Annotated in this window: 12 protein-coding genes; 4 read left to right on the top strand and 8 right to left on the bottom strand. The window is 65.3% G+C overall.

Translation table 11 applies throughout. The annotated features are described in order from the left end of the window. Nucleotides 1-33 precede the first annotated feature (33 nt). Complete coding sequence (locus DFR40_RS04785; protein ID WP_121457320.1) at nt 34-1512, bottom strand: protein adenylyltransferase SelO; 1479 nt, start codon at nt 1510-1512, stop codon at nt 34-36. Between the two features lie 124 nt (nt 1513-1636). On the opposite strand from DFR40_RS04785, the gene DFR40_RS04780 reads away from it, so the two are divergent. Beyond that, nucleotides 1637-1984: a hypothetical protein gene (locus DFR40_RS04780; protein WP_121457319.1), complete on the top strand. Its 348-nt coding sequence runs from the start codon at nt 1637-1639 to the stop codon at nt 1982-1984. Nucleotides 1985-2027: 43 nt separating this feature from the next. Here DFR40_RS04780 and DFR40_RS04775 read toward each other — a convergent pair whose 3' ends face one another. Then, nucleotides 2028-3638: a methyl-accepting chemotaxis protein gene (locus tag DFR40_RS04775; RefSeq protein ID WP_121457318.1), complete on the bottom strand. Its 1611-nt coding sequence runs from the start codon at nt 3636-3638 to the stop codon at nt 2028-2030. Nucleotides 3639-3862: 224 nt separating this feature from the next. Between DFR40_RS04775 and purL the strand changes: the two genes are divergently transcribed. After that, nucleotides 3863-7795: a phosphoribosylformylglycinamidine synthase gene (purL, locus tag DFR40_RS04770; protein WP_121457317.1), complete on the top strand. Its 3933-nt coding sequence runs from the start codon at nt 3863-3865 to the stop codon at nt 7793-7795. A 103-nt stretch (nt 7796-7898) separates the two neighbouring features. On the opposite strand, the gene DFR40_RS04765 is transcribed toward purL, so the two are convergent. Genes DFR40_RS04765 through DFR40_RS04740 form a run of 6 tightly spaced genes read right to left on the bottom strand, consistent with a single transcriptional unit; the run spans nt 7899 to nt 13348 of the window. After that, nucleotides 7899-8675, bottom strand: a complete 777-nt coding sequence (locus DFR40_RS04765) for a LamB/YcsF family protein (RefSeq protein WP_121457316.1) — start codon at nt 8673-8675, stop codon at nt 7899-7901. Between the two features lie 10 nt (nt 8676-8685). Next, nucleotides 8686-9732, bottom strand: a complete 1047-nt coding sequence (locus DFR40_RS04760; protein ID WP_121457315.1) for a 5-oxoprolinase subunit C family protein — start codon at nt 9730-9732, stop codon at nt 8686-8688. Next, the gene (pxpB, locus tag DFR40_RS04755; protein WP_121457314.1) at nt 9729-10493 is read right to left on the bottom strand and encodes a 5-oxoprolinase subunit PxpB; all 765 of its coding nucleotides are present in this window, start codon (nt 10491-10493) and stop codon (nt 9729-9731) included. Before pxpB ends, DFR40_RS04760 begins: the two co-directional genes overlap by 4 nt. A 1-nt stretch (nt 10494) precedes the next feature. After that, nucleotides 10495-11793: a TRAP transporter large permease gene (locus DFR40_RS04750; protein WP_121457313.1), complete on the bottom strand. Its 1299-nt coding sequence runs from the start codon at nt 11791-11793 to the stop codon at nt 10495-10497. Nucleotides 11794-11802: 9 nt separating this feature from the next. Further along, nucleotides 11803-12321 carry a TRAP transporter small permease gene (locus tag DFR40_RS04745; RefSeq protein ID WP_121457312.1) on the bottom strand — a complete coding sequence of 173 codons (519 nt, stop codon included), beginning with the start codon at nt 12319-12321 and terminating at the stop codon, nt 11803-11805. 52 nt (nt 12322-12373) lie between these two features. Further along, on the bottom strand, nt 12374-13348 hold the full coding sequence (locus DFR40_RS04740; protein ID WP_121457311.1) for a TRAP transporter substrate-binding protein: 975 nt from the start codon (nt 13346-13348) through the stop codon (nt 12374-12376). Nucleotides 13349-13503: 155 nt separating this feature from the next. Between DFR40_RS04740 and DFR40_RS04735 the strand changes: the two genes are divergently transcribed. Both DFR40_RS04735 and DFR40_RS04730 read left to right on the top strand, forming a co-directional pair. Further along, on the top strand, nt 13504-14040 hold the full coding sequence (locus DFR40_RS04735; protein WP_121457480.1) for a winged helix DNA-binding protein: 537 nt from the start codon (nt 13504-13506) through the stop codon (nt 14038-14040). A 299-nt stretch (nt 14041-14339) separates the two neighbouring features. Then, nucleotides 14340-15917 carry an SNIPE associated domain-containing protein gene (locus DFR40_RS04730; protein WP_121457310.1) on the top strand — a complete coding sequence of 526 codons (1578 nt, stop codon included), beginning with the start codon at nt 14340-14342 and terminating at the stop codon, nt 15915-15917. Nucleotides 15918-15923: the final 6 nt, after the last annotated feature.

Genomic DNA, 15923 nt, shown 5'->3' with positions numbered 1-15923 from the left:
GGCCGGATTTTACGGCCTTTGTCCGGCCTTGCCTCAGGTCCCGCAGAAGGTCTGGTAGCTGGCGGTGATTTCCGGTGCTGCCGGTTCGGTGTAATGCCGGTCGGCGTCGCGTTCGTCGAATGGCGCGCGCAGTGCGACGAGCAGGGCGTCGAAGGGGGCCAGGTCATTACGGTCGACGGCGGCTTCGAGCGCATTTTCGACCTGGTGGTTGCGGGCGATCAGCCAGGGGTTGGCGCGCTTCATGGTCGCCAGCAGGGCGGCGTCGCGTTGCGGCTGGCGGGCTTGCCAGCGTTGCTGCCAGGCGGCGGCGTCCGGGTCGTCGGCGAACAGCCGGGCGAGTGCCTGCGGGCGGCCGTCGGCAAAGTCGTGGAGGGCGCGGAAGCTGTTGGTGAAGTCGTGCCGGCCGCGTTGCAGCAGGGTCAGGAAATCATCGGCCAGGGTACGGTCGGCTTCGGTGTCGCCACTGTCGTCAAGGCCGAGCTTGGCGCGCATCACTGTCAGCCAGCAGGCGGCGTGGCGTTCGGGGAAGGCTTCGATCACCGCGGTGGCGGCGGCGATGGCGCGGTCCATGTTGGTGTCGATCAGCGGCAGCAGGGTTTCCGCCAGGCGGGCGAGATTCCATTGGGCGATCGACGCCTGGCGGCCGTAGGCGTAGCGGCCCTGGCTGTCGATCGAGCTGAACACGGTGCGCGGGTGGTAGCTTTCGAGGAAGGCGCAGGGGCCGTAGTCGATGGTTTCGCCAGAGATGGTCATGTTGTCGGTGTTCATCACGCCGTGGATGAAGCCGACGCCGAGCCAGCGCGCGACCAGCTCGGCCTGGCGGCCGGCGACGGCGTCGAGCAGCGCCAGGTAACGGTCGGCGCGGCCGGCCAGTTGCGGGTCGTGGCGGGCGATGGCGTAGTCGGCGAGCTTGTGCACGGCGGCCGGGCCGTGATGCACGGCGACGTATTCGAAAGTGCCAACACGCAGGTGGCTGGCAGCAATACGGGTGAGCACGGCGCCGGGCAGGGCGCGCTCGCGGCGCACCATGTCGCCGGTAGCGACCACGGCCAGCGCCCGCGTGGTCGGGATGCCGAGCGCGTGCATCGCCTCGCCGACCAGGAATTCGCGCAGCGCCGGACCCAGCGCGCACTTGCCGTCGCCGTTGCGCGAGAAGGGCGTGCGCCCGGAGCCCTTGAAGGCGATGTCGCGCTGTCGGCCCTGACGGTCGACCACTTCGCCGAGCAATAAAGCGCGGCCGTCGCCCAGGCGCGGCGAGAAACCGCCGAACTGGTGGCCGGCGTAAGCCTGGGCGACCGGCTTGGCGCCGGCCGGCAGCAGGTTGCCGGCGAACATCGCCAGGCCCTCGGGGCCGGCCAGGAGATCGGGGTCGGCGCCGAGTTCTTCGGCCAGTTCGCGGTTCAGGCGTACCGGTTTGGGGGCAGGCGCGGCTGCCGGCTGCCAGGGGACGCAAAACTCGGCGAGCGTCTGGGCATAGGTGGCGGAGAGGGCAAACGGGCGAAATTCGGGCATGGCGGTTTTCCGGGCAATGGCCGGGTTGACCGTGACAATCGCCGGCGGTTCAAGCCATCGGCGTTCCCGCCGGCGGCCGGGTGGTCTATGCTGCGGCCTTTGGCAACCGTTTCTGGAGTGAGCGATGGGCAACACGCGCGGATGCGTCCTGCTGGCATGTGCCGTCCTGCTGGCCGGGCCGGCGACGGCTTCGGGGCTGAAAATCCTCGGTTTCGACGACAATTCCTGCGCCGCCTGGCAGGCGGCCGCCGCCGATCCCGACCAGCGGGCGGCGCAGGTGGCCTGGGCGCGCGGCTTCCTGAGCGGCCACAACTACGCCAACCAGCGCCAGCAGGTGACCGACGTCTCGGCCGGCACGGTCGAGCGCAACATCGAGCAGTACTGCCGCAAGAACCCGGACGGCCAGTTCATCGATGCCGCCTACCGGATGAGCGACAGCATGTCCGGGCGCAACGCACCGATCCGCAAATAAAAAAAGGGCCGGCAGTGCCGGCCCCGCTGGTCGCTGCCGCGCCTCAGACGCGGTACTGGGCGACGATGTCGTGCATTTCCTGCGCCAGCTTGACCATCTCTTCCGAGGTGCCTGAGGTCGATTGTGCGGCGGCGCTGTTTTCCTCGGCCATCTGCGCGATCTTCTCGACCTGCTGGGCGATGTCGGTACTGGCGACGCCCTGTTCGCGGATCGCGCTGGTGATGTCGCTGACCATGCCGACGGTCTCGCTCGAGCCGCTGCCGATTTCCTGCATCGCGCCGCTCGCCTGCTCGGCGTAGCCGACGCCGGCGGCGACGGCACCTTCGACGCCCTGGATGCTGTGCACCGCGCCCTGGGCGCCGCTGAGCATTTCCTGGATGGTGGCGGCGATTTCCTGGGTCGAGTGGCCGGTCCGCTCGGCCAGCTTGCGCACCTCGTCGGCGACGACCGCGAAGCCGCGGCCCTGTTCGCCGGCGCGGGCGGCCTCGATGGCGGCGTTGAGGGCGAGCAGGTTGGTCTGGTCGGCGATGTCCTTGATCACCGAGACGATGCTGCTGATCTTCTCGCTCTGCTTTTCCAGCGCGGTCAGCTGGGCCGAGGCGCTCTGCACGGTGGTGGCGATGCCGTTGATCGACTGCACCGTCTCGCCGATGATGTTCTGGCCGCGCGCGGCGACGCTGCCGGCGCTGGTCGCCAGGCGGCGGGTATCCTCGGCGCGGTCGGCGACGTGATTGACGCTGACGGTCATTTCCTCGACCGCCGCCGCCATGCTCGAGGCAGCTTCGCTCTGGTATTGCGAGGCGACCGACATCTGGCGGGCCGCGGTGGAGACGCGCTGGGCGGCGCTGTTGACCGATTCGGCGTGCTTCGACATCTTGCGGAAGCTCTGCTGCAGGCGCTCGAGCAAGCCGTTGAAGGCATGCGCCACCTTGGCCAGTTCGTCGTCGCCGGCGACATCGAGGCGGCCGGTGAAGTCGAGGTGCTTCTCGATGCCGGTGAAAATCGTCACCATCCGGTCGAGACCGCCGGAAACATGGCGGTAGATCAGCAGGCCGATGGCAGCGACGACCAGGCTGAGCAGCACGATCGCACCGACGACCAGGTTGATCGCGGTGTTGTGGATGTCGTAGGCCTCCTTGGCCGACTCCTCGGCGTGCGCCTTGATGTACCGGGCGTGCTCGACCAGGGCGTTGGACAGGCCGTTGACGGTGTCGGCGGCGTTGCGCGAGATGGCCATCGCTTCATCGCGGTTGCCGGCGAGCGCGGCGGCCATGTACTGCTTGGCGAACTCGAGGTAGGCGTCGGCGGTCTTCTTGTCGTGCGCCAGCAATTCGCGGTCCTTGTCGTCGTGCACCAGCTTCTCGTAATCGGCGAAGGCGGCGTTCATCTCGGCCATGCGCTCGTTGAAGCGCTGGACCAGCGTCTCGCGGCGGGCCGGGTCGCTTTCGATGAGGACGTTGATCAGGAAGGGGCGGGCGAGCAGGAAGGCGGTCTGCGCTTCTTCCAGCTTGAGGATGCCGGGAATCGTGGTTTCGTTGGTTTCCTTGACGCCCTGGTTGATGTTCGACATCTGGTAGAGGCTGAAACCTCCCAGGCCGACCAGGCCGGCGACCGCCAGGGCGATCAGCAGGACGATGCGCATTGCGATGCTCATGATGACCTCGTTAGGTGAATGGGGTTGGGGAATTATCGGAATTAGACCCTCTTGATATTAATGTTTTTTATCAGCGGAAATCAATAATTATAAAAAAACTATCGACTGTAACCCCGCAACCCTTCGTTACCTTTGATGCCATGCGCTTGTCGCGGCGCAGCGGCGATCCGCCCGGCGGCCTCGGGTATAATGCCGGCCTCTCCGCCTAACCCGACACCACATCCATGGCCGACATTCTTTGCCTCAAGGGCGACGCCGCCTTTTCCGCCTTCCGCCTGCAACGCCTGCTCGCCCGCCTGAGCGCGGCGGTGTCGGATATCGAATCGGTAACCGCCGATTACTGGCACGTCGTCGCGCAGAAGCGCGCGCTGGCCGCCGACGAGCGCGCCAAGCTGGCCAAGCTGCTGGAAGAAGTCCCCGCCGGTGAAGAGAAGGGCGAGCTGTTCCTGGTCGCGCCGCGCATCGGCACCATTTCGCCGTGGTCGTCCAAGGCCACCGACATCGCCTTCAACTGCGATCTGGAACCGGCGATTGAGCGCATCGAGCGCGTCGTCGCCTTCCACGTGGTTTTGCGGCAAAACCGGGCGTTGACCGTGGACGAGAAGAAGCTCGTCGCCGGCCTGCTGCACGACCGCATGACCGAATCGGTGCTCGCCGGTTTTGCCGAAGCCGGCGAACTCTTCCGCCATTTCGCGCCGAAGCCGCTGTCCACGGTCGACGTGCTCCAGGGCGGCAAAACCGCGCTGGTCGACGCCAATGCCACGCTCGGCCTGGCGCTGTCCGACGACGAAGTCGATTATCTGCTCGACATCTTCAGCAAGGCCGGTCGCAACCCGACCGACGTCGAACTGATGATGTTCGCCCAGGCCAACTCCGAGCACTGCCGCCACAAGATTTTCAACGCCTCCTGGGTCATCGACGGCGAGAAGAAGGACAAGACGCTGTTCGGCATGATCCGCGAAACGCATGCCGCCGCGCCGCAAGGCACGGTCATGGCCTACGCCGACAACGCCTCGATCATCGAAGGCGCCAAGATCCAGCGTTTCTATCCGGATGCCGACCGCGGCTACAGCTACAAGGAAGAGCTGACCCACATCCTGACCAAGGTCGAGACGCACAACCACCCGACCGCGATTTCGCCCTTCCCGGGCGCGTCTACCGGTAGCGGCGGCGAAATCCGCGACGAAGGCGCCACCGGCAAGGGTTCCAAGCCCAAAGCCGGCCTCTGCGGTTTCTCGGTCTCCAACCTCAATCTGCCGGATGCGCCGCAGCCCTGGGAACATGCCTACGGCCGCCCGTCGCGCATCGCCTCGGCGCTGGACATCATGCTCGAAGGCCCGATCGGTGCCGCCGCCTTCAACAACGAATTCGGTCGCCCGAACCTGACCGGCTATTTCCGTACCTACGAGCAGGATGTCGCCGGCACGGTGCGCGGCTACCACAAGCCGATCATGATCGCCGGCGGTCTCGGTTCCATCCAGGCCGAGCAGTCGTTCAAGGAAGAAACCTTCCCGGTCGGCACCAAGTTCATCCAGCTCGGCGGCCCCGGCATGCTGATCGGTCTGGGCGGCGGTGCCGCCTCGTCGATGACGGCCGGTTCCAATGCCGAAGACCTCGATTTCGCGTCCGTGCAGCGCGGCAACCCGGAAATCCAGCGGCGCGCCCAGGAGGTGATTGATCGCTGCTGGCAGATGGGCAAGGACAACCCGATTCTCTCCGTGCATGACGTCGGTGCTGGTGGCGTTTCCAACGCCCTACCGGAACTCGCCCATTCGGGCGGCGTCGGCGCCATTTTCGACCTGCGCAAGGTGCCGACCCTGGAGCCGGGCATGTCGCCGGCCGAAATCTGGTCCAACGAATCGCAGGAACGTTACGTGTTGGCCATTCCACCGAACCGTATCGGCGAATTCCAGGCGATGTGCGAGCGTGAGCGCTGCCCGTTCGCTGTCGTCGGCGAAGCGACCGGCGACGGCCACCTGACCGTCACCGACGCCCACTTCGGCGTCAATCCGGTGGACATGGAAATGGAAGCGCTGCTCGGCAAGCCGCCGCGCATGACCCGCGACGTCACGTCGCAGCCGTCTACGTTCGTGCCCTTCGACGCGGTTTCCATCGAACTGAAGGACGCCGCCTACCGCCTGATGCGTCTGCCGACCATCGCCGACAAGACCTTCCTGATCTCCATCGGCGACCGCTCGGTCGGCGGCATGACCGCGCGCGACCAGATGGTCGGCCCGTGGCAGGTGCCGGTGGCCGATGTCGCCGTGACCACGATGGGCTATCAAGGTTATCTCGGCGAAGCCTTCGCCATGGGCGAGCGCACGCCGCTGGCCGTGCTCGACGCGCCGGCTTCCGGCCGCATGGCCATCGGCGAGGCGCTGACCAACCTGGCCGCGGCAGACGTCGGCAGCCTGGACAAGGTCAAGCTCTCCGCCAACTGGATGGCGCCGTGTGGCGTGCCGGGCGAGGACGCTCGTCTGTACGCGACGGTCGAAGGCATCTCCGAGCTGTGCAAGCAGATCGGCGTGTCGATCCCGGTCGGCAAGGATTCGCTGTCGATGCGCACCGCCTGGGACGAGAACGGCGAGAAGAAGCAGGTCGTGTCGCCGCTGTCGCTGATCGTCACCTCGTTTGCCGCGGTCGACGACGTGCGCAAGACGAAAACCCCGCTGCTTGCCACCGAGCAGGGCGAAACCGAACTGCTGCTGCTCGACCTCGGCAAGAACCGCCTCGGCGGCTCGGCGCTGGCGCAGGTCTATAACGCCACCGGCGATGATGCGCCGGACGTCGATGAGCCGGCCAAGCTCAAGGGCCTGTTCGACGCCGTGCAGAAGTTGAATCGCGACGGCCTGCTGCTTGCCTACCACGACCGTTCCGACGGCGGCCTGTTCGTCGCCGCCTGCGAAATGGCCTTCGCCAGCCGTCGCGGCGTGTCGCTCGACCTCGACGGCGTCTGCTTCGACGCTGCCGCGCTCGACGTCGATGGCGCCGAAAAGCGTCCGGACCTGATGGCCGGCCGCGATTTCGAGAACATCGTCCGCGCGCTGTTCAACGAGGAACTCGGTGCGCTGATCCAGATCCGCCGTGCCGACCGCGAGAAGGTCACGCCCATCCTGCGCGCCTGTGGTGTGCCTTACCATTTCGTCGGCCACCTGAACGAGTGGGACGAAATCCGCGTCACCCGCAACGCCAAGCGCGTGCTGCGCGAGAAGCGCGTGGACCTGCAGCGTGCCTGGTCGGAAACCAGCTTCCGCATGCAGGCGATGCGCGACAATCCGGACTGCGCGCAGCAGGAATTCGACCGTATCCTCGACGTTGCCGATCCCGGCCTGACGCCGAAGGTGACTTTCGATCCGCAGGAAGATTTCACCAAGGTTTATCAGGACATCAGCGGCCGCCCGCGCGTCGCCATCCTGCGCGAGCAGGGCGTCAACAGCCATTACGAGATGGCCGCCGCCTTCGACCGCGCCGGCTTCCAGTCGGTCGACGTGCATATGAGCGACATCCTCGCCGGCCGCGTCAGTCTCAAGGACTTCAAGGGCCTCGTCGCCTGCGGCGGCTTCTCCTACGGCGACGTGCTCGGCGCCGGCCAGGGCTGGGCCAAGACCATCCTGATGCACGACGGCTGCCGCGACGAGTTCGCCGCCTTCTTCAATCGTCCGGATACCTTCGCGCTCGGCGTCTGCAACGGCTGCCAGATGATGAGCGCGCTCAAGTCGATCATCCCCGGTGCCGAACACTGGCCGGCGTTCCGCCGCAACCAGGTCGAGCAGTTCGAGGCGCGCTTCGTGATGACCGAAGTGCTCGATTCGCCGTCGATCTTCTTCGCCGGCATGGAAGGCTCGCAAATCCCGATCGTCGTCTCGCACGGCGAAGGCCGCGCCGTTTTCGACAAGGCCGACGACCCGGGCAAGTGCCTGGCCGCCGTGCGCTACGTCGACAACAAGGGCGAGCCGACCGAGGTTTATCCGTACAACCCGAACGGTTCGCCGGGCGGCCTGACCGCGGTGACCACGGCCGACGGCCGGTTCACGATCATGATGCCGCACCCGGAGCGCGTTTTCCGTACCGTCCAGATGTCCTGGCACCCGGAAAACTGGGGCGAGGATTCGCCGTGGATGCGGATGTTCCGCAACGCCCGCCGCTGGGTCGGTTGAGCGCCGGACTGCCAACGAAAAGCCCGCCATCGGCGGGCTTTTTTGTGGCCGGGGTTTTTGCCCGGATTTGACGGTCGACCGTCAGATCCCGGCAAAAACCGGCTTACTGTCCAAGGACAGCCGGCAGCGGCAGCACGGCGTAGCCGGCGGCCGTCAGGCCGTCGCGGATGCGGCAGGCCGAGGCCACCGCCTGCGGGCCGTCGCCATGCACGCAGATGCTGTGGATGGCGGTCGGTAGCAGGCTGCCGTCGAGGCTGACCAGGCCGCCGCGTTCGAGCATGGTCAGGACGTGGGCCAGCGCCGCCTCGGCGTCGTGGATCATCGCGCCGGGCTGGCCGCGCGGCACCAGTTGTCCGTCGTTGCAGTAAGCGCGGTCGGCGAAGACTTCGAGGCCGACCTGCAGGCCGGCTTTTACGCCGGCTTCGGCGAGCAGCGAACAGGCCGGCGCGAGCAGGATCAGGTCGCGCCCGGCAGCGGCCGTGGCTTCGGCGACGACGCGGGCGAGCGCGGCATCGGCGCAGGCCATGTTGTTGAGCGCGCCGTGCGGCTTGACGTGGCTGACGGTCTGGCCTTCGGCGGCGGCGATCGCCTGCAGCGCGCCGATCTGGTAGATCAGCATGGCGGCGAGTTCGTCGGCAGGCACCTTCATCTGGCGCCGCCCGAAGCCCTGCAGGTCGGGGAAGCCGGGGTGGGCGCCGAGGCTGACGCCGTTGGCGCCGGCGGCGCGGACGGTGCGGCGCATGACCAGCGGGTCGCCGGCGTGGAAACCGCAGGCGATGTTGGCGCTGCGGACGACGGCGAGCAACGCGTCGTCGCTGCCCATCGGCCAGGGGCCGAAGCTTTCGCCAAGGTCGGCGTTGAGGTTGATGGCGCGGGACATGGTCTTCCTTTCAGTCGCGGATCGGCGGTTCGGCGCGAACCGCACCGCTGATCAGGTTGCTTTGGTAAAGGGCGGTTTCGTCGAGGTAGCCGGCTGGCAGGTAGCTGCCGATGCCCTGCCGCCAGCGCGCCAGACGGTCTTCCTCGGCGCGCCGGAGGGCGCCGGCGGTGGCCAGGTCGACGCTGGCGAAGCGCAGTTCGTCGCCGGGGCGGCACTGGGCGAGCCGGCCGAGATCGGCGCCGATGACCGTGGCGATCTTCGGGTAGCCGCCGACCGTCTGGCAGTCGGCGAGCAGGATGATCGGCAGCCCGTTGCCGGGCACCTGGATGCAGCCGGGGGTGACCGCGTCGGAAACGATGTCGGCGTGGGCCGGGCTGCGATGCTGCAGGACCGGGCCGGCCAGGCGCATGCCCATGCGGTCGCTGTCGCGGCTGACGGTGTACACGGCGGCGGCGAAGCGCTGCAGTGCATCGTAGGCGAAGTGATCGGCCTGCGGCCCGGCGATCACGTGCACCGGGCCGTCGGCGTGGCGCCAGGGATCGTTGCGGAACTCGCGGTATTCGTGCGCGGCCAGGCGCGTGCACGGCAGGCTGTCGCCGGCAGCGAGGGGCCGGCCGGCGATGCCGCCGATGTTGGCACGCTGGTAGGTCGAGCGGCTGCCCAGTTGCGGCGTCGGGGTGAAGCCGCCGCTGACCGCGAGATAGGCCGTGCCGGCGCCGACCGCGCCGCATTTGACGATGTCGCCGGCGGCCAGCGTCGCGCTGTGCCAGGGCGCCAGCGTCTGGCGGCTGCCGCCGTGGCGCAGCAGTTGGGCTTCGATCTCCCCGCACAGCGCGATCCGCAGCGGGCCGCCGATTGCCTTCAGCGTCGGTCCGATGCCGCGGATCTCGATGGCTGCAGCGTCGTCGGGATTGCCGGCGAGGGCGTTGGCGCAGGCGGCGAACTGGGGGTCGAGAAAACCCGAGGTGGCGACGCCGAGGTGGCGATAGCCGTGCCGGCCGCGGTCCTGGAGGGTGTTGCCGAGACCGCCGTCGATGACTTCGAGGCTGGCGTTCATGCCGTTTCTCCCAGCAGGAAAGCGGTGCGCGACAGGTGGCCGCGGCGCAGTTCGGCGTCGGTTTTTTCGTAAATGTCGCGGTCGACCGTGAACCAGCGGACGCGGTCGCCGGCAGCGAGCAGGGCCGGCGGTTCGGCGGCCGGATCGAACAGGTCGATCGGCGTCCGCCCGACCAGGTTCCAGCCGCCCGGGCTGGTCCACGGGTAGACCGCGCACATTTCCCCGGCAACCGCCAGCGAGCGTGCCGGCACGGCGGTGCGCGGCGTCGCCAGGCGCGGCGTGTGCAGGCTGGGCGGCAGCCCGCCCATGTAGGGGAAGCCGGGCATGAAGCCGATCATGTACACCCGGAACTCGGTCTGGCACAGGGTTTCGATCACGGCCGCCGGCGTCGTCCGGTGGCGTTCGCAAAGGACCGGGAGGTCGGGAGCGAAGGCGGCGTCGAAGCAGGCCGGCAGGCGCCACAGGCGACCGCTGGCGACGCTGGCGCCGGCGCTGCCGGCGAGCTGCAGCAGGGCGTCGCCGAGCGCTGCAGGGTCGGCATCGCGGGCATCGTAGTGCACGGTCAGCGAGCGGAAGGTCGGCACCAGGTCGGTGATTCCGGCGAGCGCCGGGGAACGCCGGCGTTCGTCGTCGACCAGCGCCGCCAGTGCCATCACCCGTCCGTTCAGCACGGGGTCGATGGCTTCGCCGAACTCGAGCGTCCAGGCGCTGTCGCCGAGCGCCAGCAGGCGCGGCGCCGGCGCGCTATGGCAATTGCTCATGTCAGCCCGCCATCTGCTGGGGCAGCCAGGTGACCAGGCCGGGGAAGAAATAAAGCAGGAGGATCGCCAGCACCATCAGGCAGAACATCGGCAGTGCAACCCGGGCCAGCCAGGTGATTTCCTTCTTGGTCATGCCTTGCAGGACGAACAGGTTGAAGCCGACCGGCGGCGTGATCTGGGCCATCTCGACGACAACGACGACGAAGATGCCGAACCAGATCAGGTCGAAACCGGCGGCTTCGACCGTCGGCAGCAGCACGCCCATGGTCAGGACGACGATGGAAATGCCGTCGAGGAAGCAGCCGAGCACGATGAAGAAGGCCATCAGGGCCAGCGTCAGCATCAGCGGCGACAGGCCGAGGCTGCCGATCCATTCCGCCAGGTGGCGGGGCAGGCCGATATAGCCCATGGCCAGCGTCAGGAAGGCGGCGCCGGCGAGGATCAGGGCGATCATGCAGTAGAGCCGGGTGGCGCCGAGCAGGCTGTCGCGGAAGTTCTTCCAGTTCAGCTCGTTTTGTACCAGCGCGATCACCATCGCACCGACGACGCCGACCGCCGCTGCCTCGGTCGCCGTGGCGATGCCGCTGTAGATCGAGCCGAGCACGGCGCCGATCAGCGAAACGACCGGGATCAGGTGACGCGAGGCGTAGAGCTTTTGCAGGAAACCGAGCGGCTGGTCGGCCGGTGGAATCCTTTCCGGGTTGAGCAGCGACCAGACGATGGTGTAGGCCATGAACAGACCGCCGAGCAGCAGGCCGGGAACGACACCGGCGATGAACAACTGGGCGATCGAGACGTTGGCGGTGACGCCGTAGACGATCATGATGATTGACGGCGGAATGAGCAGGCCGAGGGTGCTGGCGCCGGCCAGCGTGCCGATGGTCATTTCTTCCGGATAGCCGCGGCGCTTGAGTTCGGGCAGGGTCATCTTGCCGATCGTCGCGCAGGTGGCTGCCGACGAACCGGAGACGGCGGCGAAGATGGTGCTGCCGATGATGTTGGTGTGGAGCAGGCGGCCGGGCAGCTTGTCGAGCCACGGGGCGAGGCCCTTGAACATGTCCTCCGAGAGCTTGGTGCGGAAGAGGATTTCGCCCATCCAGATGAACAGCGGCAAGGCGGTCAGCGTCCACGACGAGGCCGAGCCCCAGATGGTCATAGCCATCGCGTCGCCGACCGGACGGCTGGTGAACAACTCCATGCCGATCCAGGCGACACCGGTCAGGGCCAGGCCGATCCAGACGCCCGAGGCGAGGATCAGGAACAGGGCTGCGATCAGCAGCAGGGTAATGGTCAGGTCCACGCGAGTTCCTTATTCGATGCGGGCGGTTTCGCCATCTGCCGGCGCATCGCGCAGCGGCTGGCCGGAGAGCAAGAGGATCAGGTCGCCGATGAAGGCGAGGGCGAACAGCGAGGTGCCGACGGCCATGCCGACCTGGGGAATCCACAGCGGCGTCGCGTCGAGTCCCGGCGAAATTTCGAAGAATTCGTGCGATTGCAGGACCAGGCGGATCGAGAAATAGGCCAGTGCCACGCCCAGGCCGATGGCGAGCAGGTGGCAGAAGATGTCGAGCAGGCGGTGCAGGCGGGCCGGCAGGTGGTTGAGCAGCAGGGTCACGCGGATGTGCTCGCCGCGGCGCAGGGTCGGCGCCAGCGCGAGAAAGGCCGCGGTTGCCGTGCAATAGCCGGCGTAGGCGTCGGCGCCGGGGAGATTAAGCGCCGGCACGAGGCGACCGGCGATGCTGGCGAGCACGGCAAGCAGGGTGCCGATCATGAACAGGCCGGCAAGGTAGCCGGCACTGTTGAAAATTCTGTCGAGGAGGGCGCGCATCGGCGATCCTTGGGTAAAGGAACGGGCCCCCGCAGCGAGGGCCCGCTCGGGGTTACTTGCGGTAGGTGTCGATGATGGTCTGGCCTTCGCCGCCAGCCTGCTTGATCCAGTCAGCGATCATCGTTTCACCGATCTTCTGGAAGTCGGCCTTGAGCTGTGCCGAACCGGCATCGACCTGCATGCCGTTCTTCTTCAGCTGCTCGACGTACCAGGCGTTCTTCTCCTGGCTGGTTTTCCAGCCACGGGCTTCGGCGTTGGCGGCGGCCTTGAGCACGGCGTCCTGGGTGGCCTTGTCGAGGCCGTCGAAGGATTTCTTCGAGACGATGACCAGGTTCTTGGGCAGCCAGGCGCTGACGTCGTAGTAGTACTTGACCTGTTCCCAGACCTTGCTGTCGTAGCCGGTGGCGGCCGAGGTCATGAACGCGTTGACCGCGCCGGTAGCCAGCGCCTGGGTCAGTTCGGCGGCCTGGATGGTGACCGGCTGGGCGCCGACGATCTGGGCGATGCGGCTGGTGTTCGGGTTGTAGGCACGCCACTTGGCCCCCTTGAGGTCGGCCGCCGAGTTGATCGGCTTGGTGCTGAAGATGCCTTGCGGCGGCCACGGCACGCTGTAGAGGATCTTCATGCCGTGCTTGGCGAGCAGCGCTTCGGTCGAGGCCTGCGATGCCTTCCAGAGTTTTTCGGCCTGCGGATAGCCGGTGGCCAGGAAGGGGATCGAATCGACGCCGAAGATCGGGCTTTCGTTCGAGTAGCCGGAGATGATGATCTCGCCGATCTGGGCGTGGCCGGCCTGGACGGCGCGCTTGATCTCGTTGGCCTTGAACAGCGAGCCGCTGTCATGGACGGTGATGGCCAGCTTGCCGCCGGTTGCCTGGGCGATTTCCTTGGCAAACTGCTGGATGTTCTCGGTGTGGAAATTGGCCGCCGGGTAACCGGTCGGCATGTCCCACTTCTGTTGGGCGAAGGCGGCGGCGCTGCCAAACAGCAGCGCGGTCGAGGTGCCAAGTGCGGCGAAGGTCTTCAGCATCAGTTTCTCCTTGGAGGGGGTTGGGAAGGGCGGCCGGGCCGTCGCCGCAAGTCGGCAGGAATCAGCGTGGCAACTAAACGTTAAGAAAACGTCAATAAAAAGTCAACGTGATTTTGTTATAATGAATATGTTCCACTAAAGAGAAAGTCGTGCTCATGACGGAAAACAAGGAAGAGCGGAGCCTCGCGGCGGGGCAGCGGATCGTGTCGTCGGCCCATCTGGTGTCGGAAAAATCGCCTGAACTGTCCGAGTTCGAGTTCGGGATGATCATCGCGGCGAATGCGTTCAACCGCTGGATGATCCGCTGCATGGCGGCGGCCGGCGCCAAGGACATGACGCCGGTCGATGTCCTCGTGCTGCATCACATCAATCACCGGCAAAGCGCCAAGCGCCTGGCCGACATCTGTTTCGTGCTGAATATCGAGGACACGCACGTCGTGTCGTATTCGATCAAGAAGCTGCTGGCCGCCGGGCTGGTCGGCAGCGAAAAACGCGGCAAGGAAGTCTTCTTTTCGATCAGCGAGCAGGGCGCCGGCTTGTGCGCCCGCTATCGCGAAGTCCGCGAAGCCTGCCTGATGCCGGGCTTTTCCGGCCTGGCCGAAGAAAACAGCCGCCTCGGCGAAATGGCCCGTACCTTGCGCCAGCTCTCGGGGCGCTACGATCAGGCTGCCCGCGCGGCGACGGCTTACTGAAAGCCGGCCAGTAAAAGAAAAACGGCCCCTTTGGGGCCGTTTTTCTTTGCATTCAGCTGGCGGAGAGGGCGGCCACTTGAAGCAAGTCTCAGCACGTCTCCCCTGCTCTCACCAGCGATGCCCTTGATTGCAAGCCTCCAACATTGCAATTATCGCTCAGTCCAATAGCGTCTCACAACGTAGCGCCAGACTTGATGGGTCAGGTGATGGGTTGATGAACTGCCCCTCTCATAACTACCTCCACCCACCGTCATCAATATTTATTACTATTGCGTATTCGAATACCAAACGAGTACGACATGGAAATTCTTCTGATTGTAGCCATCATCGGCCTCATCTTTCTCTGGCGGAAGAAATCGGCAGCCGACAAGGCAAATAGCGACCTGTCTGCGACGCTGCGACAGAGAGACGAGCAAATTAGCGGCCTTGAGCGTACTCGTGCCGAACTGCTTTCCAAGCTTGAAGGATTAGCCAAGTATCAGGGGATTGCCGATGCGGAGGCCCGGGCAAAGGATATTCTCGGTGAAGCTGCCGACACGCTGGCACAAGCAAAACTTGATGCTGCCAAGGAACGTCAGGAGGCAAACCAAGCAGCCAAGACGAAGGCCGAGCAAGCTGACCTACGGTTTGCCGCAGCAGGAGCCGAGGCAGACCGCATTATTGCCTCAGCCAAACAACGGGCAGAAGAAATCGCTGGTGACGCCTATACAGCAATGAGCCGCGCCAAGGAGTTTACGGACACCGCTCAAGCGATGAAGAACATCATCGAGGGTTATGGCGATGCCTACATTGTTCCCACCTACAGTCTGCTCGACGATTTGGCCGAGGAATTCGGCTACACCGAGGCAGGGAAGGAACTCAAGCTTGCCCGTGACACAAGCCGTTCTCTGGTGAAAGCGGGACGAGCGGCCACCTGCGAATACGTTGAGGCCAATCGCAAAGAGACCGCTATTCGCTTCGTGGTCGATGCGTTCAACGGCAAGGTGGATTCCATCTTGTCTCGTAGCAAGGCCGATAACCATGGGAAATTAGAGCAGGAGATTCGCGACGCCTACTCCATGGTCAATTACAACGGGGCTGCGTTCCGTAATGCCCGGATCAGTGATGAATACTTGGCGGCTCGTCTGAACGAACTCAAGTGGGCTGCAACGGCGAACGCCCTCAAGGATCAAGAACGAGAAGAACAGCGGCAACTGCGCGAGCAGATGCGTGAAGAAGAGAAAGCCCGAAAGGAATACGAACGGGCCATCAAGGAAGCAGCCAAGGAGGAAGAGACAATCAAGAAGGCGATGGAGAAGGTACAGCTGCAAGTTGCCGCCGCCAGTGATGCGCAAAAAGCAGAGTACGAGGCAAAGCTACGCGACCTCGAAGCCAAACTGCAAGCCGCCGAGGAGAAAAATCAACGAGCCTTGTCCATGGCGCAGCAGACCCGGACCGGCCATGTCTATGTAATCTCCAATATCGGCTCCTTTGGTGAAGAGGTATTCAAGATCGGCATGACTCGACGGCTGGAACCTCAGGATCGCGTACGTGAATTGGGCGATGCCAGCGTTCCCTTCGAGTTCGATGTTCACGCCATGATTTTCAGTGACGATGCCCCTGGGCTGGAAAAGACCCTACATCGGCATTTCCTACGCCAACAAATGAACAAGGTGAATCCGCGCAAGGAATTCTTCCGGCTAAATCTTGAGCAGATTCGCAAGGAATTGGAGACGCTGGGAATTGAAACTCATTGGACCATGGCTGCCGCCGCCCATGACTACCGAGAAACCCTGCGTATCGAACAACAGATTCGCGAGAATCCGAACATCGAACAGGAATGGACGCGCCACCAGTTGGCAATTGAGCAACAAGAGGAAATCGAAGAAGCAGCCTGATAGGCT

The organism is Azonexus fungiphilus (assembly GCF_003634965.1).
In the GTDB taxonomy this organism is placed as follows: domain Bacteria; phylum Pseudomonadota; class Gammaproteobacteria; order Burkholderiales; family Rhodocyclaceae; genus Azonexus; species Azonexus fungiphilus.
This window is presented reverse-complemented; position numbering and strand designations above follow the sequence as displayed.